A 20257-nucleotide genomic window follows, 5' to 3' on the forward strand; every position below is an offset into this window, starting at 1 on the left:
CTGTGATTTTTGTAATGATGCTTCCGATCCTAGTTTCATTTGTTATTTGCCTCCTGTCGCATAGTGCATGATCTTCTCTTGTGTTGCCTCTTCTCGCTGGAGCTCACCGGTTAAACGTCCTTCACTCATAACGAGAATCCGGTCACTGACTCCAAGTACCTCCGGCAGTTCAGACGATATCATCAAGACAGCCAATCCCTGCTCGGCCAAACCGCTGATGATTTTGTGGATTTCGGTTTTCGCCCCGATATCGACACCGCGGGTTGGCTCATCAAGAAGGAGGACCTTTGGATGAATCGAAAGCCATTTGGCAATGACGACTTTTTGCTGGTTTCCACCGCTTAATGAAGATACCGGCAATTCAGGATTAGCTACTTTTACCCCTAGATTTTGAATGTGCTTTCCTGCTGCGCTTCCTGCTTGCCTCCAGCTCAGCATTCCAAATTTAGAAAAGCTGCTCATTTCTGTCATGATGAGGTTTTCTTTCACTGACATATCCAGAAATAGCCCCTGCTCCTTCCGGCTTTCCGGCACGTGGGCAATTCCATTTTTGATCGCATCGATTGGGTTTCGGATATGAACCGGCTGCCCATCAACGAGGATTTCTCCGCTCTTAAGGGAAGCAGCGCCAAAAATCGCGCGGACAAGCTCTGTTCTTCCCGCACCCACCAATCCCGCGATCCCGACGATTTCCCCGGGATATACTTGAAAAGAAACATCCTGTACAAATGTTTGATCGGTTACATTCCGAAGTTCAAGTACAGGTTTGTTTGTTACCCTTTTACCGGTGGCCTGCTTGCGCGTTTGGCGCTTGAATAGATCCTTCAGGTCCCTTCCGACCATTAATTTGACCAGATGCTCCGGGTTGGTTTCTTCGATTGGTCCGCTTGCGATCCAATCCCCGTCACGTAAAACAGTAAAACGATCGGATATTTTGAAGATTTCATCCATCCGATGCGAAATATAAATAATAGCTACCCCTTGCTTCTTCAAATCTTCGATGATCGTAAATAATTTATTTATTTCTTTATCAGATAAAGATGCCGTCGGTTCATCCATTATCAGCACCTCTGCCTTGAAGGACAAAGCTCTCGCAATTTCCACCACCTGCTGCTCCGCGACACTCAGCTTGGAAACAAGCGTCTTGGGGTTTAAGCTTGAGCCCATGGAGCGCAGAATGCTTCCCGCTTTCTCATGAACCTTTTCCCAATCGACTATCCCAAAGGTTTTTTTCGGAAATTTGGTACCCATTAATATATTTTCACTAATGGTTAGGTTGGGTGAAAGATTCAGCTCCTGATGGATGACACTGATCCCTTTGTTTCTTGCTTCTAGCGGCGATTTCCACTCAATGGGTGAGTCCTTATATACAATTTCTCCATTTGCATCCGGAGTGTATATCCCGCCTAAAATCTTCATCAAAGTCGACTTTCCGGCTCCGTTTTCCCCCATCAGCGCATGGACTTCACCGGGATATAGGGATATTTTTACGTCTTTTAGCACCTTGACACTTGAAAAAGTTTTGCTGATGTTCTTCATTTCAAGTACAGGCCGCGGCATTTCTCCTGCATCAATGAATACCTGCTCGCTTCCCACCAGATCTTCCTCCTTTTGTTAGAACATACAGTCCGATAAGCGGACTGTATGTTCCTTATTTCTCTTACCAGCCTTTATAAGAATCCAAATTATCCTGGGTGACAAGGTCAACCGGAACCTTGATCAAACCTTCGACTTTCTCTCCGTCTTTGATCTTTTGACCGATTTCGATTGCTTCTTTCACAATTTCATCTGGATGCTGTGCGGATGTTGCGGCAATCGTACTGCCTTCTTTTTTCATTGCATCTATTGCTTCCGGAGCTCCGTCTACTCCGACAATAAAGAATTCATCCTGCCGTCCCGCTTGTTCTTGAGCAATTTGGACGCCCAGCGCTTCAGGGTCGTTGATAGCAAAGATGGCATCCAATGACCCTTTTGGATTCGCTTCAAGAATATTTTCTGTTACTGTAAGCGCTTTTTCTCTGCTGCCTTCACCATTTTGTTTCGCTACAACTTCGATACCAGAATCCTTGATGGCTTCTTCAAACCCTTTAATCCTGTCCGTTACGGCTGAAACGGGCGGTCCATCGATGATTGCAATCTTGCCTTTGCCGCCAAGCTCCTTCACGACATATTCCCCTGCGAGTTTACCAGCTTGATAGTTATCAGACGTAATTGTTGCATCTACTCCGCCTTCTGCATCAACATCCACGGCAATCACCGGAATTCCTGCAGATTTAGCTTGAGCCACAGCGCCCGCGATTCCTTTTGAATCAACTGCATTTAATAGAATTAAGTCCACTTTCTTAGTAATGAAGTTTTCGATTTGTGTCGTTTGCTTTGCCAAATCATAATCGGCGCTTTCAGCGATGACCTTGGCACCCATTTCTTCACCTGCTTTTTTCGCACCGTCAGCCATCGATACGAAAAAAGGGTTTGCAAGTGTTCCGACCGTCAAGCCGATAACCATTTGATCTCCTTCTCCGCCTTCTTTGTTTTCACTGCCTCCAGACGTAGGCTCCTCCATACTGCATGCACCTAATAAAAGTAATATGAAAGTCATCATTACAGCCAAAGCAAATCTTAAAGTCTTTTTCATTGTTGTTTATCCCCCATCGTTAATAAAATTTGATCCCCTTTGTTAGCGCTTTCATTAATATTATAAAGAAAAGCCCAATGTGCAGCTGGCCCCCCTCACCTCCACTGATTGTTTCTCCACCACTCACTTTGAACGAAAATGACCGTTAATGATTATTTGAGTGAATGGTATTGATTGATTTTGATTATAAAGCGTTTTCAATAATTGTCAATATATTTTAACAATTCTTTTTCATAAAAAACGGGACTAAATACCTCTGTCAATTTCAATAAAATAAAATTTGAGTTATTATATGAATCGGTAAAGGCGTTGATACAATAAGTACAATGGCTGATTGGGAAATAATACTTCTTTTTATCAAGGTTTTTATGGTTTAGCCTTTTAGTAGGAGTAATATTTTAGTATACTTAAATTTTTCAGAATTTTAGGTGTAAAAAATTTCGATTCTTGCGTAATAATAGAGAAGGATGCTAGAATTCTAATTTATTAAATAAAAATGATTAAAGGAGACAGGAGACTGCATGAATAAGAAAAAGATATTCATCTTTTCACTCGTCTTTGTGCTGTGTATCGCTTCTGGCATAACCACTTATTATATAGTAAAACCCAAGCAAGAAGCACAGCAAAATGATAATGTAACTAAACCACCAGTTCAAGCTAACAGTTATTATAACGAGCTGTACCGGCCTCAATTCCATTATTCACCAGAGGCAAACTGGATGAACGATCCGAATGGAATGGTTTTCCATAAGGGTGAATACCATTTGTTTTATCAGTACCATCCTTACGATGCGAAATGGGGACCAATGCATTGGGGACATGCAGTAAGTAAAGACCTTGTCCATTGGGAGCATCGTCCCGTTGCATTTACTCCGGATCATAATGGAGACATCTTCTCTGGCAGTATTGTTGTTGATCACAACAATACAAGCGGATTTGGCAAGGATGCACTCGTTGCCTTATACACGCAAAACAAAGATGGCCATCAAGTCCAGAGCTTGGCCTACAGCACGGATGACGGAAACACATGGACAAAATATGAAGGCAATCCGATTATGAAAGACTTTCCTGATCCGGATTGGCGTGATCCGAAAGTCTTTTGGCACGAAGAAACAAAATCATGGATTATGCCTTTAGCGGCTAAAGATAAAGTGATGCTGTATACGTCACCAAACTTAAAGGATTGGTCATTCGCGAGTGAATATAAGCCGCAAAACGCGAGCGGAGCAACACTATTGGAATGTCCTGAACTTTTCCCTCTCCCGGTTGACGGAGAAAAAGATAAGCAGAAGTGGGTTTTGACAACCAGCTTGGGAGATGGAGCGATTGCCGGCGGCTCAGGGATGGAGTATTACGTCGGAACTTTTGACGGCAAGACATTCACACCTGATAAACCGGAAGCCGAGTGGATCGATTACGGTGCTGACTTTTACGCTGGCGTCACATGGGAAAACGCGCCGAACAACGATCAATACCGTACCATGATTGCCTGGATGAGCAACTGGAAGTATGCAAATGATACTCCGACATCTGCTTGGAGAAGTGCAATGACCGTTCCGAGAAAGCTTGAATTAAAAACGTCCCAAAATGGCGAGGTTAAGCTGGTTCAATCACCGATTCAAGAATTGGAGACGCTTCGCGGCAAAGAAAAATCATATCCATCTCAAGTGATCAAGCCGAACACCAATTTTTTGGCGAATGCAAAAGGTGATACAGTTGAGCTCGTTGCCGACTTTAAGGTAGACGAAATGACAACTTCAAAGGCATTCGGTTTCAGGGTACGAAAAGGCGATGATCAAGCAACTTCGATTGGATATAACAATGAGAAGAAGACAATTTATCTCGACCGTTCTTTCTCAGGAGAAAGTTATTTTAATGATCAATTTGCCAAAGTTCATGAAGCGCCGTTAGAACCCGTTGATGGACATGTGAAAATGCGTATTCTCGTCGATCGTTCATCCGTTGAACTCTTCGGCAATGACGGTCAAGTATCCATTACGGATCAAATTTTTCCTAAGGGGTCAAGTGACGGGATAGAGCTCTTCTCAAGCGACGGGGACGTAACCCTTGAGTCCCTTCATGTCTATCCGCTTAACCGCATATGGGGTAACAGTTTGTTTCATTCAAATCTGAGCGGATGGGAAGCGTTAAATGGCCGATGGGCAGATACCATTTCGGGGACACAAGGCAGCGATACAGTCGACTCTTTTAAACTAGCAGATTCAAGAGGAAAAGATTTCACGTACGAAACAGATGTAAAGATAGGAAATCAAGGTGCTGGAGGCCTCGTGTTCCGCTCTGACAAAACAGCCAAAAATGCGTATGTCGCAACAATTGATCAACCCGGACAGATGGTGAAACTTTGGAAAAAAGTGGACGGTGAAGCATCAATTTTAGCTACGTATCCCGCTAAAATTGATCCTGAAACGACAAATCACTTAAAAGTCACTACAGAGGGTAAAGAAATAAAGGTGCATTTTAATGATCAATTAGCGATCCGAACCAAAGATAATTCGCTCTCTTCCGGTTATTTCGGCTTAAATGTCTGGAACGGAACGAGTACCTTTCAAAACGTGAATACCTATCCGAAGAAATAAAGTGAACCTTCAGTGGGGGCTTCGACGAAATAGGATGTGCTAGTGCAGGCCCCCGCACAGGATGCCTGAGTAACTAGCCTTCGTACATTCGTCCCCCACTGACAAGTTTGGTTAAGCCAATCCTAACTTTTACGGGCAGCCCGCCCCCCACCTAGACATCTTTAGGATAACCTAAAGTCTTTCGAGGTGGGGGGCTTACTGCTTGTAATGTGGTGAATTGATATGCAGCTGGAAAACAAAAATTCATGGTATTACTAAAGCTTATTCATTCAAATACAACACAGCTAAAGAGCAATATCATCTATTTCTTTAGGAAAATTAAAAGTCCCATCTTTTTTAAGCTCAAAATTAATTACTTTAAATACGGCATCCGCATGTAATGAACCATAAATATGTGGATATAATTTTCCTGTCTCATATAAATCTTCGTAAATAATCTTAGCTTTGACTTTATTTGAGTCTATACACAAAAGTACCAGACCAGTATGTCCCTTAAATAAAAAATTAGCTACTTCAATTACTTGCTCTTTTGTAGAACAATGTATAAAACCATCACTTTCTAAACTTGAGGGAGCATAAATACCCTTATCTTTCGCTTTTAACCATTCTTCATTATCAACAATATGCAGTATCAATCTTAATTCCTCCCTTGATAATCATAATTAAATTATCACCACTAAAATTAGAAAAAATTTACATAATTTTCTCATTGTTTTAACGACATCGCAAGGAGTTTATTGTACAATGTCGAAAATGTAATATTGGAGGCTGACACATTACTATTACTATCAATAATAAATCCAAATTTACAGGAGGATTTAAAAATGAATATTCAATCACTTTCCAAGCAATACATAGACGGAATCTGGAGGGATGGTCAGAGCGAGAGCAGGCTTTCCGACATCAATCCTTATAATGGAGAGGTTTTAGCAGCATTTACAATGGCGAATGTAGATGACGTTGATTTATCTTATAAAGCGGCTTTAAAAGCGAAGGAAGATTGGGATAAAGTTAATCCTTATCAAAAGCGTGATATTCTCGAGAAGGCTGTTAGCTACATCGATGATAACGAAGAGGATATTGCCAACATTATTATGGATGAGTTAGGTGGAACTAGGTTAAAGGCTGCCTTTGAAATCGGTTTGGTTAAAAATATGATTAAGGAAGCGGCTACCTTTCCTTTACGGATAGAAGGAAAAATATTACCTTCAATTGAGGATGGGAAAGAGAATCGATTATATCGTACTCCGGTTGGTGTGGTAGGCGTAATCAGCCCGTTTAATTTCCCGTTTTTCCTATCGGTTAAATCGGTTGCGCCTGCATTAGGTGCGGGAAATGGCGTTGTGTTAAAGCCGCATGAAGAAACACCGATTACTGGAGGAACCCTGATTGCGAAAATTTTTGAAGAGGCTGGCATTCCAAAGGGGTTATTAAATGTTGTGGTAACAGATATCGATGAGATTGGGGATGCATTTGTTGAGCATCCGATTCCAAGAGTTATATCCTTTACTGGTTCCACGAAGGTCGGAAGTCATATTGGTCAGCTGGCAGTTAAGAACTTTAAAAAGCCGCTATTAGAGTTAGGCGGAAACAGCGCATTTATCATTTTGGATGATGCAGATATTGATTACGCGGTAAATGCAGCAACATTCAGCCGCTTTACCCACCAGGGACAAATTTGTATGTCTGCAAACCGTATTTTTGTTCATAAAAGAATTTATGAGGAATTTATCGAGAAGTACAAAGCTAAGGTAGCTTCGCTTAAGGTTGGAGATCCTAGAGATCCTGAGACGGTTATCGGTCCGGTGATGAATGAAAGACAGGCAGTAAATCTTCAATTGCAAATTAATCGAGGGCTGGAGCAAGGAGCAAAAGCTGTACTTAAAGGAAATATTTCCGGAACTATCGTTGAACCCACGATTTTAACCGATGTTACACCAGATATGCAGATAGCTCAGGAAGAATTATTTGGGCCTGTTGTGTATGTTGTACCATTCGAATCAGAGGAAGAAGCTATTTTGTTGGCTAATGATACAGAATATGGATTGAGTGAAGCCATTCATACAGGTGATCTCAACCGCGGAGTAGAAATGGCTAAGAAGATACATACAGGGATGATTCATGTAAATGATATCACGATAAACGATGAACCGATCGTGGCATTCGGCGGTGTAAAACAATCAGGACTTGGCCGTTTGAACGGTGAATGGAGTTTAGAGGAATTTACGACGTTAAAATGGATTTCAGTGAATTATGATCAGAGAAGCTTTCCATATTAAAAGGACAATCCGTATGATGAGGAATCATCGGTGAAACATTGATGTGGTCCTTAGCAAGGATGAAATAAAATCACACGTATAATCAATCGACTCATTATCGTACTGTGAGTTGTTGGCAATAACAAAACAGCTTCCAGACTCAGAAGCTGTTTTAATTTTGGAGTTGTATCAAAGATAAGGGATGCTTCATTAAAATCTATGATTTAGTTAGAGAGGTTCACAACAATCAATTAAACGTGGATGTATTACGAAATTGTTTGGAAAGTAAAATTAGTTAGGGGTAGAACTACAACTACACACATTCCCAAAAAATGAAAATGATCTAATGTCAAAATAAATCGGTCTGGTCCACTGCGCTTTTGGAGAAGTGTTTTATTTGTTGGGTTCAGCTGGTACTGAAATATTTTCAAGGGTTTTTCCGGATTTTTCATCCGACTGATGACTTACAGCTAAATCACCAAGAGAAACGATACCGACTAATTTGTCATTTTCCACAATAGGAAGTCGACGAATTTGATGCTGGGACATTATATTGGCAGCTTCTTCAACTGACATTTCTTTGGTTCCACTCACAACATCATTTGTCATTAATTTAGAAATACTAGATTCACCAGAAAGGTTGTTTGCTAATCCTTTTACGACTATATCGCGATCCGTTATGATCCCCAATAATTTTTCGTTTTCACATATTGGAATTACTCCTACATCAAGGTCTTTCATTTTCACCGCTGCTTCGGTACAAGAATTTTCAGGAGTACAACAATCAACATCGGCTGTCATGACTTCAGCAACTTTCATGATAATTCCTCCCTCATTATTTTTTAGTTTCTTATTTTATTTAATACCCATTCTATCTCTTATAAAACACTTCCAATTTGGTGATCCCTATATCCAAAAACAAACTCAAAAATAATTAGTGCTTAAACGAAACAAAGATCTGTTACCCAAAGAAATAATCCCCAACTTCAGGTCAAGAAGTTGAGGATTCAATTGTTTTAATAAGCTTAGAAAAGGACTTTCTTATATTATCTACAAAAGAAATTCGACTGATCATTTATATATTAAGGTATTCGGCCGTTCGTTCACTCATTCACCGAACTTTCCAAATCCTTGGGGGGAAAGTATATCATCCGATACTTTAGTTATCTTCATATTCACAGAAGACTGATCATTAACTCCGTCTTCTAAACCATCATTTGCAACAACCGGGTCTTCATTTGGATTGCCCTCTTGCCAACCCATTTTATCCCCTATTGGGTCAAGATTGTGGTCTTCAGCTCTAACAAATTCACCACTAACCCCTGTTGCAAAAAAAGTCCCGTGACAATTAAAGCGCTTAGAAAAATCCATTTTTTCATCTGCGACCTCACTTCTCTTCATCAAAATATTCATTGTAATTTTTCAAAAGTAAATCATTCTTCTAATCCATTAGACAAAGGAATGTTTTACGATAAAAATGATGCATTTGAGACCCATATACCCTGCAAGCTTTCCCCAACCTTTATAGTCTTGTTTCCTCTATTTTATTACCATATTATAGCAAATGAGTTACGGATAATAAAGCTTATATGTCTTCATCCCTTTGTAAAAATTTATTACTGAAACATGGATAAACGCTGACGCTGGAACATCCCAGCGTCTTTCATTTTGCAAACCAGAGAAAAAAGGAATTTACTATCAAGATGCGGAATAGAAAATAGAGAAAAAGTATTCTGATAGGAAAGGAAATTGACGGATGTCCAAAGCAGACAATATGCTTTCAATTTTGTGGATGCTAAAAGAGCGGAAACGAGTGACGGCAAAGCAGATCGCAAATGCCTTAGAAATTAATATTCGTACGGTGTACCGTTATATCGATGCCTTATGCGCAAGCGGCGTGCCAATTATAGCAGACTCCGGCCATAACGGGGGCTATAGTCTGCTTCATGACTTTACTGACATTCCGTTGTTTTTTGATACAAATGAACAGAAGGCTCTCATTCATGCAGCCGCCTTTGCGAAAGAAGCCGGATATCCGTTTGGCGAATCCCTGCAGCAAGCCATTTCAAAATTAAAAAAGTATACCAATCCTGAACAATTAAACAAAATCCACCGCCACGAGGAAGGATTTGAGGTTATAACGGCTCCTGTTGATCCATCATTGGAAGCCGTCCTTCAAGAGCTTGAGCTGTCGGCAGCCGATGGCTATACACTTCGCATGGAGTATCAGACTAAGAATGAGGAATCTATAAAAATCCGGCATATTGATCCATATGGACTCGTTCATTGGAAAAACAGCTGGTATTCGGTTGCCTATTGCCACCTGCGGGAAGACATTCGAACGTTTCGAGTCGATCGCATTCAGGGGCTTTCACGGACAGATGCCGAATTCGAACGGCCGAAAGACTTTTCAGCAAGAACATTCTTTCTTAAAAATCTGCTGCCCGACCCTGAGAACAAAGAGCAGCTCATCCCGATCCGAATTCAAGGAAATCAGCCAGCCATCAATGATTTAGCCAGTCACTGGCTGTTCGGCCATATGATTATCGAACGATCAGAGCATATGATTTGCTTTGTGCTTGAAAAAGACATGGCCGTTCACTACGCCCCTTTCATCCTGCTATCATACGGGAAATCGATTCAGGTGCTTGAGCCGCAGCTGGTGAAAGAAAAATTAATAGAAGCGGCGTCTGAATTGTTAACTTATTATCAAACACTTGAACTTCACTGACCGTTTTTGACAGTCAAGTTGTATTACAATGGGATCAAAATCTGAGGAGGGATAATAATGAAAGAAGTATTGGTTTTTCTTACTGACGGGTTTGCAGATTGGGAAGCTTCTTATGTGATGGCAGAACTGAATCAGCCGCATACCGATTATCAAATAAAGACGATTGCAATCGATACAGAGCCGAAGCAATCGATGGGCGGATTACGTGTTCTTCCTGACTATTCCCTAAAGGATTTTGCTAATGTCTCAAACGTAGCCATGTTCATTCTCCCTGGCGGAAACGATTGGAGGAATGAAAGAAATCATAAGGCAAAAGATTTGATAGAAGAATGCCTGAAACATAACATTCCGGTCGCAGCGATTTGTGATGCGGGGACGTTTTTAGCGAAATACGGTTTTCTCGATAACAATAAGCATACAGGGTACACATTATCTTATTTAAAGCAGAATGCGCCGAATTACCGCGGGGATGAAAACTATATCGATGCACAGGCCATTTGCGACGGCAACATCATTACAGCGAACGAAACTGCCGCATTGGAATTTTCAAAGCTGATTTTAGATCAATTAGGCGTCATGAAGAGCGAGCAGTTAGATGAATGGTATGCGGTATTTAAAAAAGGGTTATACCCTCAAGAGACTGAAGGAACTTCAACCGACCACTCCTTACAGCATTACGATTACCATGTATGGGCAAACCGCAAAGTTTTCAAACACTTAAATGAACTCCCTCGTGATATTTACACGCAAGAAATACAAAGTGTGTTTCCTTCCATTTCTGACGCTGCAGCTCATATTTATCTCGTCGATAATGTGTGGCTGTTCGTTCTGTCTGGTCACAGCTTTGACGAAACGGTTCGAATGAGAGACTTGTGGATAGAAGAGACGAAGGGAGTAAGTCTTGAAGAAATGGAAAAGCTGTATGAAAATTTAACTGAACGCTTTCAGGAATTCTTTCATCAGGCAGGAGATATGGAAACGATCGCTTCTTACAGCCACCCTCGCTATGGAACCTTAAAGGCAAGCCACTCTGAGCTTGTTCAGCATGTTGTCAATCATGGCACCTACCATCGGGGAAATATCACAGCCATGCTCCGGCAGTTGGGACATCCGGGGGTGCCAACCGATTTTGCGTTTTATTTGTTTGAGACAAAAAAACTTGAAGATCAGCCTCACTGATCTTCAAGCTTATTTTAAAAGACGGTAGGTACCAATCCTCCGTCAACGCGCAATGCAGCTCCATTGACGGCTGACGAAAGCGGACTGCTGACAAAGGTGACAAGATGGGCGATCTCTTCCGGACGAATGAGTCTTTGAATAATGGAAGTCGGGCGATTCTCTTCCATAAACTTCTTCTCTGCTTCTTCAATCGTCAGGTCTTCATTTTCATAAAGGGTATTTAACATCGACTCTACCCCTTCTGTTAATGTGGAGCCTGGCATGACGGTATTGACCGTTGCATTCGTTCCTTTCGTCAGCTCTGCCAAGCTTCTGGAAAGTGAGAGCTGCATCGTCTTGGTTGCACTGTAATGCGCCATTTCCTGAGATGGCATAATAGCAGCTTCACTTGCGATAAAGATGACTCTCCCTTCCTTTTTACGAATCATCTCTTTTAAGTATTGGCGAGTCAATCTCACACTGCTCATAATGTTGACTTCAAACATTTTGAACCATTCTTCATCCGGGATTTCAAAATATTCCGCAGGCTCAAATATTCCCAGATTATTAATTAGGATATCTACCTCGGGATATTCTTCCATGACCTTTTGGCAGCCTTCCTCTGTTCCGAGATCGGCTTCTGCCTCGTGAAGAACCGCATCAGGAGACTCTTTCAGGATTTCATCAATCGTTTGTTTAATTTTTTCCTGCCGGCGTCCATTGATAATGACTTCGGCGCCTTCTTTTGCCAATGACGCGGCGATTGCCTTTCCAATTCCGGATGTAGAACCTGTAACGAATGCTTTTTTTCCGTTTAAGCTTAAATCCATGATAAAAACCTCCTAATCCTATGTATAGGGAGATAACTCCTCTTCTTTGAAAGAGGAGTTATCTATTTTTTAAAAGTCAAAATCATCTGGGTCTGGGCCTACTCGAAGATTTTGATTCAATCCATCAATTTGTTCCATTTCCTCTGGCGTCAATTCAAAATCGAATACCGATGCATTTTCAACGATTCGATGCTCTTTTGTTGATTTGGGAATTGTAACTACTCCATTCTGGATATCCCAGCGCAGAATGATTTGCGCGACAGATTTACCATGGCTTTCTGCGATTGTTTGCAGAAGCTCTTGATCGAGCAACTCGCCTTGCATTAGTGGCGACCATGCTTCCAGCTGAATATCGTTTGCCCTGCAAAACGCTTGAATTTCTTTTTGCGTTAATCGCGGATGATATTCCACTTGATTCACCACCGGCTTGATTTCCGCATCCTTCATCAATTCCTCAAGGTGATGAATTTGGAAATTGCTGACTCCAATCGCTTTGACACGACCTTCTTTATAAAGTGTCTCGAGCGCCTTCCACGCCTCTTTATATTTCCCTTCTACCGGCCAATGTATAAGATACAAATCTAAATACCCTGTGCCAAGCTTTTCTAAACTTGTTTCATAGGCTTTGAGCGTAGCTTCGTATCCTAAATCAGCGTTCCAAACCTTTGATGTGATAAACACGTCTTCTCTTGAGAGGCCGGCTGCTTTGATCCCTTCACGGATCCCTTTGCCGACTCCTTCTTCATTTCCGTAAATTGCGGCAGTATCTATGCTGCGATAGCCATGGACGATGGCTGTCTTTACTGCAGAAATTAGCTCATCACCTTCTTCTACTTTAAATACACCAAGTCCGATGCCTGGCATTTTCACACCGTTATGCAATGTTACTGTATCTTGTAAATGTTTCATTAGTAAATGATCCTCCCAAAAATGTTTTGTATGAATTATGATTTAACTGCGACTGTAAGTTGGTCCTTCGTTTCGAGAAAACGGCTGACTCCTGTTAAAATAACAGCACCTGATACCATTAAGCCGCCGATCCAAGCTGTATGAATAAGTCCGATCGAATCTGTAATTGCCCCGCCTAAATACGAGCCAATAGCAATTCCCGCGTTAAAAGCCGCAATATTAATGGCCGATGCCACATCAACGGCACTCGGGACAAACCGCTCAGCCAGAATGACAACATACACCTGCAGCCCGGGCACATTCATGAAAGCAAATAATCCCATAAAAATGATTGTAATCAGTCCGGCAGCTTTAAATGGAACGGTGAACGTCAAAATGAATAGGACGATTGCTTGAATGATAAACATATAAAATAAAGCTGTAATCGGCTTTTGATTCGCAAGTCGTCCCCCGACCATGTTCCCAATGGCAATCGCAATTCCATATACAAGCAAGATCGCTGCCACCGTTCCTTCCTGAAATCCTGTAATCTCTTGAAGCAATGGTGATAAATACGTAAAGACGACAAATGTTCCCCCATAGCCTAAAGCCGTAATGATAAATACTAGCAGCAGACGGCCGTTTGTTAACAGCTTTAGCTGATCGCCAAAAGTTGTACGAGCTGCTTTCTGTAAATGAGACGGAACAAGAAAGATGTTTGCCAAGAACGCAATGATGCCGACGATAACTATCGCCAGAAATGCCATTCTCCAGCCAGATTGCTGCCCGATAAATGTTCCGATCGGCACCCCGGTCACCGTTGCAACCGTAAGTCCGGTAAACATCATGGAAATCGCACTCGCCCTGCGATTTTCAGGAACCAGATTCGCCGCGATCGTAGAGGCAATCGACATAAAGATCCCGTGAGATAATGCCGAGATCACGCGGGCAGCCAGCAGGACACCGATGCTCGTTGCACTGGCCGCTATGCCGTTTCCGATAATAAAAACAACCATTATCCATAATAATAAGGACTTGCGTGACATATTGGATGTCATGGCAGTTAGAATAGGTGCTCCAACTGTTACGCCTAAGGCATATAACGAAACGGTAAGACCGGCTGTCGTTACCGAAATTTGCATATCCTGAGAGATAAGCGGCAGGAGCCCAACGCTGATGAACTCTGTTGTACCAATGGCAAATGCACTGATTGCCAGCGCCAATAATGCCAGTGTGCTTCGTTTTTTATCTATCGTCATATGACTTTCTCCTCCTTTTAGTTTTACGATAAAAAATATTGGGGGTACATCTATGAGCTCGCAAGTGATATTATGATTGATATAAGTTTTAATGGAAAGTACGCACTTTAAAGTTCTATAGGCACCAAAAAGTTCTATAGGTACTTTTTAGTTCCTATAAGGAGGATATATATGCAGAAAAAAAAGTACAACATCGCTGTCGAAGCTACACTGGAAATAATCGGCGGAAAATGGAAATGCGTCATTCTTTGCCATCTGACTCACGGCAAAAAACGGACGAGTGAGCTGAAGCGCCTAATGCCGAACATTACACAAAAAATGCTGACTCAGCAATTGCGTGAGCTGGAAGAAGACGGGGTCATCAATCGAATCGTTTATCAACAAATCCCTCCCAAAGTGGAATATGAACTCAGCGAATACGGCTGGAGTTTGCAATCGATTTTGGATTCTCTTTGTTCCTGGGGAGAAAACCATATTACAAAAATTTACGGGGATAAAAAGGCTGTTTTGGAAGAAAGTATTTTAAATAATTAAAAACGCTTGCCAATTTTTCTGGCAAGCGTTTTTCTTTTTAGATTTCCGATAAAAAGGCGTCTGTTATAGATGTAAGAAGGCATAGCCCATTATGAAACTGTGCAGGCGGACGAGAGCATGAAGAAATCAAGGGGCGCAAAACCAATCACTCCATTTCAAAGGTACCTTACTTTTCCGGAAAAAATACTGAAATGGTGGCTGAGGTAAACCCTGGTATCTCTACATTTTTTGTGATGCACAAAAATTGGTTTCTCCAGCCATCTGCAGTTTTTAATTATTTTGGTTTTTTACCCCCCACTCACATAAGCCTTCCAAAACAGGTAAAAGTGTTTCAGCTTTATCTGTGAGACTGTACTCGACTTTAGGTGGAACTTGAGGATACTCTTTCCGTTTCACCATACCATCCGTTTCCAATTCTTTAAGTTGTGAACTCAATGTTTTATAAGTAATAGCTCCTATCTGTCTTTTCAGTTCATTAAAGCGAACCGGTTGGTTTTCTGCTAGGAGGTAAATAATAACCATTTTCCATTTACCACCAATAACTGACAATGTATAACCAAAAGGTGTATCTTGAATATTTTTAACTTTACCTTTAAATTCAGCCATACTCATATTTACACTATCCTTTCGGGTAGTACCTATCAATAAAGTACGTACTACTTTTTTATTTGTGCACAGTTTATACTAACCTTACTTTGAAGTAAAGGGGAGAAAAAAATGACTGAAAAAACAATACGCCTGTTAATGCCGCAATGGCAAGGGGGAAACAACCCTAACTACTCTTTTGGAGCCGAACTGCTTGCTTGGCTCGCTCCAGACAATGATCAACCCCTTATTAATGTACCAGTTCAAGCTTATGATGGAACTCCGCTTGAAAACGAGAACGGTATTAATGGGAGAAAACAGCTACTTGAACAATTGAAGTCTGCTCATCAAATCATTGATGCTCATAAGCCAGATCGTATTGTAATGTTTGGTGGTGACTGCTTAGTCGAACAAGCCCCATTTGCCTATTTAAACGAACGATACGGCGGGGAGTTAGGTTTAATTTGGATCGATGCTCACCCTGATTTAGTTAGATATGTCGGGTATGATAACGGACATTCATTACCTCTCGGGAATCTTTTGGGAGAAGGAGATCAGGAGTTCGCCAAACATGTGAAAACCCCTTTAAAACCTGAAAATGTCTTTATCGCGGGATTAGCAGCCCCTACAGAACAAGAAACAGAAGTGATTTCAGAGGCGTTTCAAAGACTAGGTATAGCTCCTACAGAACAAGAAACAGAAGTTATTCAAAGACTAGGTATTAAAACTGCTGGAACAAAAGAGTTAACGAACAGCACTGAACCTATAAAAGAGTGGATTAAAGAAAGTGGCATTAAGCACCTAGCTATTCACCTTGATTTAGACGTACTTGATCCAAAGGCATTTCGTTCTTTATTATTCGCCAACCCTGAAGCACCCTTCAATTTTTCTCCTGAGGGAACAATGCAAATGCCTCAACTACTTAATCTGATTAAAGAACTATCTGAAGAAACAGATGTAGTTGGGTTAGGTATAACAGAGCATTTGCCGTGGGATTCTATTAAATTGAAGAATCTGCTTGGAGAGATACCTATTTTAAATAAGTAAAGTCATAAACGGAATAATAATAGAACAATTATCTGCTAAATCATTAAAATACACTCACGCACTTTATGTATGCGAGGGTGTATTTTTATATGGCAGCAAGTGCAAAAAAACATTTAAATTCATCTGTTTCATGCTTTATAGCATTATTAATTATTTTTTATAAGAAATAGCAGAATTAATGACAGCCAAAATCACTACTGCAATAAACATATATGTACATTCAGCCATTCTAAGATTCAATTCGTCAGAAGCGTATCCTAACATGATAAGATTTAAAACTGAAACAACTATACAAATAAACGAAATGCTAATCACAGTAAACCAATTGATTAAATCGAGCTTTTTTTTAAGAAAAACAATATTTATAAACAACGCAATCAAAATAATTATAAAAAAAACAAATTCATACCTGACATAATTAAAAGCTTCATGAGATAACATTATTCAACTCCTCCTGAGAGCGTAAAATATCTTGTGTAATAATCAAAAAAAGGAAGACCTTTTCTAGTAGAATTGAGTTACCACACAATATTCACAAAAGAGTCTTCCCTATGAATCAGTTTATATCGTCTTATAGCTTTCTATCCTTTATGAATCATTCTGTTATCGCCAAACCACGATTGATGATATAAAAAATCGGTTCTTCCTTTGCTGTTACAACCTTTACCTGCTCAGCCTGCTCTTTTATGCGCAACTTAACTTTTTCCCGTATGTATTGATTGTGCTGCAATACACCGCCTTGCAGAATGAGATCAAATTCATCATTTACGATGTCCGTTTTTTGGATAACCGTTAGCAATAATTGCCCCAATTCTTCAGCAGCGCTGTCTAAAATAGACTTACTCACTTCGTCGCCCAGCTCGCGGGCTTTTTCTACAGACTGCGTTAGCGCGCTTACGTCGTCAACAGTATACTCCACGCTGTAAACCCAGTTGTATAAATCCTCTATGCTGGCAATTTGAAAATGCTCTAAAATGAGTCTTGCCAGGATCGTATTTTTTTCTCGTCCGTCAAGCATTTTTAAAACGGATCGAATCGCTTCCTTGCCGATCCAATAGCCGCTGCCCTCATCCCCAACCCGGTGTCCCCAGCCTCCTGCTCGTACAAATGTCCCTCTTCCATCGTGAGCAAAAGCAATGGAACCCGTGCCAGCGATCAGTAATACACCTGGTTTGTCTTGCGTTACACCTAATAGTGCGGATTGGCAATCATTTTCGATTATTAGTTCTGGAATCGTCAAAGATAATTGCTGTACCGCTTTTCGGACAAAACCTTTAACTGTTCTTTCGTCCATCGAGGTATCAATACCTGCCAGTGCAAAAACTGCTTTGTCAATTCGAGTAAGGCTTTTTTCATTTAATCCAGATTCGTCCAACGCTTCTTGAATCGATTTTGTAAGTGCTTGTACCGCTCCAAGCTCACCAACGACTTGGTAATTCGATGAACCTGCTTTTCCTCTCCCGAGTATTGCACCTTTAGCATCTGTAATAACAGCTATCGTTTTCGTAGCGCCGCCATCAACCGCAAGCAGCAGCTTACTCATCTTCGGCTCTCCATTCATTAATAATGCGCTGCACTTCATCATCCGACCTTGATAGAATGCTAGTCTTTTCTTCCAGCCAACCTTCCCAAGCGGTTTGCTCTTCATTGCGAATCTTAATGGTTTCACGCATCCGCTCAGGACAAGGTCCACCCTCAAGCGATCGAATATCAACAAAGTACTTCGGGCTTAAACAATTATTTAGCTGTTCGTTTGTAAGCCTTGATTCACGGCCGACGATTCTTTTTGTGTGTTCGTTTAATACATCAAGTGTCAGTGCTTGGAGGGATCCGCTTCCTTTTTCGATCAACGCTTTCACTGTTGAACTGACTACATGGTGTGCTTGACGGAACGATAGCCGATCGACTCTCACCATTGTATCCGCAAGCTCTGTGACATTGGCAAAGCTTTCTTTTGCGCGATTGAGAAGGACTTCCTTATTAACTTCCATTGTCATTAGCACGCTTGAAAGAAGACGGTATATCCCTTCTAACGTTTCGATTGCCTTCCACATGTAGGGCTGCATGTCATCTTCGGTATCCACAATATCTCCGAACGGGGTATTGTGCATCATTAGCAGCACCGTTTGTGTATCTCCGGCTACACTCGATAATAGTGCACGCATATGCTCGATGGATACCGGATTTCGTTTTTGCGGCATAATGGAGCTTATTTGAACGTACGGAGCAGAGAGGGTAAAGACACCAAATTCTTGTGTCCCCCATAAGAGAAAATCCTGTATGGACCTTCCTAAATTTAGGGCGGACAGCTGCACAGCGGATGCCGTTTCTGCAATATAATCTGCCCCTGCTACAGCATCCCATGCATTATCAATCATCTCTTCAAAGCCAAGCAGGTCTTGAACTCGCTTCCGATTCACACGAAAACCCGAAGTAGTAAGTGCAGCCGCTCCCATACTGCTTCGATTAACCGTTTGGTAAGCCGCCGCCAACCGTTTCAAATCTCTTGTTAACGTATCGGTCATTGCATTAAAATAGTGAGCGAGGGTTGTAGGCTGCGCCTGCTGAGTATGCGTGTACCCAATCATGATCGTATCGCAATGCTCTTTTGTCAGCTCAATGAATGTCTTGCGCAGCTGCAATCCGGAATTCATTAGTTCTGTAATTTTCTTGCGCAGCGTCATTCGATAAAGTGCAATCCCCATATCATTCCGGCTCCGGGCAATATGTAAATTTCCAGCGATATCACCAGCTTTTTCGATCAATGCGTGTTCCACTTGAAAAAATAAATCTTCAAATCTAGAATCATAGCTGCTCGATTTCAACTCATCAATATCAATACTTCGTACAGCAGCTGCAATTTTTTTCGCTTCCTCTTTTTCAACCAAATCCTGTTCTACTAGCATGATAAGATGTGCATAATGAATTTGAATCATCGCTTCGGTGAAATTTTGTTTTGCATGATTATAGGCAGGTTCTAACACGATGGATGTATATGTCTTGGAAGGGAAACGCTTCCCCTCACGTTCAGCGATCTGCTCTTGAAGTGATTTTTTCATAAGCTGACAATCCTTTCTGATCCCATTATTAGTTGATCTCATTTTTGGCTGCATTCGACTGATTTTCACATCGATTACTGGTCGATCCTTATTCCTATCTCAATTATAGATTGTTAGGACTTACCTGCCAACATGGCTCAGTACCATTTTTATAATATTCGATCTTTTCAATAAAGGGCTAATGCCATTTCTAAGGTGAAAATAAATTTCTTGACATTGACACAATGTCAATCTTTATAATCAAGATAATTCCAAAACAAGGAGGAGATCCGAATTACCATAAATGAAGTGGCACGGCAAACCGGCGTTAGCGCACGTTCCCTTCGATATTATGAGAAAAAGAAGCTGTTGATTCCAAAGCGCACTGAAAATGGATACAGGCAATACAGTCAAGATGACATCGAGCGCATTCAGCTGATTAAATTTTACTTAGGGCTTGGTATGGGAACGAATGATATCGCAAACCTCATCCATTTACCAGAATCCGAGTCGCCAGATCACTTTCAATGCGCATATGAAGCGGTCAAACTCTACGAAAGCAAGCTTACAGATGTACAACAGCAAATCGAAGTGCTCAAGGGACAGGAAAAACAGTTACTTGAAACGTTGTCATGCTGGAAAGAAATTCAGGACCGGTTAAATCAGGGAATCCCCCTAGAAAGAAAGGAAGCGTAAA

18 protein-coding genes and 2 pseudogenes are annotated in these 20257 nt (G+C 41.2%); 8 read left to right on the plus strand and 12 right to left on the minus strand.

Annotation, left to right across the window (positions count from 1 at the left end):
• Positions 1-42: 42 nt before the first annotated feature.
• Complete coding sequence (locus tag JOC74_RS13040; RefSeq protein WP_053606160.1) at positions 43-1560, minus strand: sugar ABC transporter ATP-binding protein; 1518 nt, start codon at positions 1558-1560, stop codon at positions 43-45.
• A 100-nt stretch (positions 1561-1660) separates the two neighbouring features.
• Positions 1661-2635, minus strand: a complete 975-nt coding sequence (locus tag JOC74_RS13045) for an ABC transporter substrate-binding protein (protein ID WP_053604970.1) — start codon at positions 2633-2635, stop codon at positions 1661-1663.
• Positions 2636-3156: 521 nt separating this feature from the next.
• Here JOC74_RS13045 and JOC74_RS13050 point away from each other — a divergent pair.
• Positions 3157-5232 carry a glycoside hydrolase family 32 protein gene (locus JOC74_RS13050; RefSeq protein ID WP_082364160.1) on the plus strand — a complete coding sequence of 692 codons (2076 nt, stop codon included), beginning with the start codon at positions 3157-3159 and terminating at the stop codon, positions 5230-5232.
• A 284-nt stretch (positions 5233-5516) separates the two neighbouring features.
• On the opposite strand, the gene JOC74_RS13055 is transcribed toward JOC74_RS13050, so the two are convergent.
• Positions 5517-5867 carry a DUF952 domain-containing protein gene (locus JOC74_RS13055; RefSeq protein WP_053604971.1) on the minus strand — a complete coding sequence of 117 codons (351 nt, stop codon included), beginning with the start codon at positions 5865-5867 and terminating at the stop codon, positions 5517-5519.
• 189 nt (positions 5868-6056) lie between these two features.
• Here JOC74_RS13055 and yfmT point away from each other — a divergent pair, with 189 nt between their 5' ends.
• Positions 6057-7511 carry a benzaldehyde dehydrogenase gene (yfmT, locus tag JOC74_RS13060; RefSeq protein ID WP_211086168.1) on the plus strand — a complete coding sequence of 485 codons (1455 nt, stop codon included), beginning with the start codon at positions 6057-6059 and terminating at the stop codon, positions 7509-7511.
• A gap of 372 nt (positions 7512-7883) precedes the next feature.
• On the opposite strand, the gene JOC74_RS13065 is transcribed toward yfmT, so the two are convergent.
• Together JOC74_RS13065 and JOC74_RS13070 are read right to left on the minus strand one after the other, a co-directional pair.
• Positions 7884-8309: a CBS domain-containing protein gene (locus JOC74_RS13065; RefSeq protein WP_053604973.1), complete on the minus strand. Its 426-nt coding sequence runs from the start codon at positions 8307-8309 to the stop codon at positions 7884-7886.
• A 288-nt stretch (positions 8310-8597) separates the two neighbouring features.
• A complete protein-coding gene (locus tag JOC74_RS13070; protein WP_053604974.1) occupies positions 8598-8903 on the minus strand; it encodes a hypothetical protein in 306 nt (101 codons plus the stop codon).
• 343 nt (positions 8904-9246) lie between these two features.
• Between JOC74_RS13070 and JOC74_RS13075 the strand changes: the two genes are divergently transcribed.
• From JOC74_RS13075 to JOC74_RS13080, 3 genes and pseudogenes are all read left to right on the plus strand, one after another.
• Positions 9247-10221 (plus strand): helix-turn-helix transcriptional regulator, encoded by a 975-nt coding sequence (locus tag JOC74_RS13075; RefSeq protein ID WP_053604975.1) that lies wholly within the window; start codon positions 9247-9249, stop codon positions 10219-10221.
• A gap of 57 nt (positions 10222-10278) precedes the next feature.
• Positions 10279-10854, plus strand: a pseudogene (locus JOC74_RS23545) (type 1 glutamine amidotransferase family protein); the annotation flags it as partial.
• Positions 10855-10887: 33 nt separating this feature from the next.
• A pseudogene (locus JOC74_RS13080) lies at positions 10888-11400 on the plus strand (DinB family protein); the annotation flags it as partial.
• A gap of 14 nt (positions 11401-11414) precedes the next feature.
• On the opposite strand, the gene JOC74_RS13085 reads toward JOC74_RS13080, so the two are convergent.
• From JOC74_RS13085 to JOC74_RS13095, 3 genes are all read right to left on the minus strand, one after another.
• Complete coding sequence (locus tag JOC74_RS13085; RefSeq protein ID WP_053604976.1) at positions 11415-12209, minus strand: SDR family NAD(P)-dependent oxidoreductase; 795 nt, start codon at positions 12207-12209, stop codon at positions 11415-11417.
• 69 nt (positions 12210-12278) lie between these two features.
• Entirely contained in the window at positions 12279-13118 is an 840-nt protein-coding gene (locus JOC74_RS13090; protein ID WP_053604977.1) for an aldo/keto reductase, read from the minus strand.
• A 35-nt stretch (positions 13119-13153) separates the two neighbouring features.
• A complete protein-coding gene (locus JOC74_RS13095; RefSeq protein ID WP_053604978.1) occupies positions 13154-14356 on the minus strand; it encodes an MFS transporter in 1203 nt (400 codons plus the stop codon).
• Positions 14357-14527: 171 nt separating this feature from the next.
• On the opposite strand from JOC74_RS13095, the gene JOC74_RS13100 reads away from it, so the two are divergent.
• The gene (locus tag JOC74_RS13100; protein ID WP_053604979.1) at positions 14528-14890 is read left to right on the plus strand and encodes a winged helix-turn-helix transcriptional regulator; all 363 of its coding nucleotides are present in this window, start codon (positions 14528-14530) and stop codon (positions 14888-14890) included.
• 270 nt (positions 14891-15160) lie between these two features.
• On the opposite strand, the gene JOC74_RS13105 is transcribed toward JOC74_RS13100, so the two are convergent.
• Positions 15161-15502, minus strand: coding sequence for a winged helix-turn-helix transcriptional regulator (locus JOC74_RS13105; RefSeq protein ID WP_053604980.1), 342 nt, complete (start codon positions 15500-15502; stop codon positions 15161-15163).
• A gap of 105 nt (positions 15503-15607) precedes the next feature.
• Between JOC74_RS13105 and JOC74_RS13110 the strand changes: the two genes are divergently transcribed.
• Positions 15608-16522, plus strand: a complete 915-nt coding sequence (locus tag JOC74_RS13110) for an arginase family protein (RefSeq protein WP_053604981.1) — start codon at positions 15608-15610, stop codon at positions 16520-16522.
• Positions 16523-16672: 150 nt separating this feature from the next.
• On the opposite strand, the gene JOC74_RS13115 is transcribed toward JOC74_RS13110, so the two are convergent.
• The 3 genes from JOC74_RS13115 to argH all read right to left on the minus strand — a co-directional run bounded on the left by JOC74_RS13115 (position 16673) and on the right by argH (position 19581).
• The gene (locus JOC74_RS13115; RefSeq protein WP_053604982.1) at positions 16673-16963 is read right to left on the minus strand and encodes a hypothetical protein; all 291 of its coding nucleotides are present in this window, start codon (positions 16961-16963) and stop codon (positions 16673-16675) included.
• Between the two features lie 154 nt (positions 16964-17117).
• The gene (locus JOC74_RS13120) at positions 17118-18065 is read right to left on the minus strand and encodes an N-acetylglucosamine kinase (protein ID WP_225970264.1); all 948 of its coding nucleotides are present in this window, start codon (positions 18063-18065) and stop codon (positions 17118-17120) included.
• Complete coding sequence (argH, locus tag JOC74_RS13125) at positions 18058-19581, minus strand: argininosuccinate lyase (protein WP_053604984.1); 1524 nt, start codon at positions 19579-19581, stop codon at positions 18058-18060. The genes JOC74_RS13120 and argH overlap by 8 nt, the downstream gene beginning before the upstream one ends.
• A gap of 288 nt (positions 19582-19869) precedes the next feature.
• Between argH and JOC74_RS23950 the strand changes: the two genes are divergently transcribed.
• Complete coding sequence (locus tag JOC74_RS23950; protein WP_053604985.1) at positions 19870-20256, plus strand: MerR family transcriptional regulator; 387 nt, start codon at positions 19870-19872, stop codon at positions 20254-20256.
• The last annotated feature ends 1 nt before the right edge of the window (position 20257 follow it).

It is taken from the genome of Bacillus capparidis (assembly GCF_017832095.1).
Taxonomy (GTDB): domain Bacteria; phylum Bacillota; class Bacilli; order Bacillales; family Bacillaceae; genus Bacillus; species Bacillus gobiensis.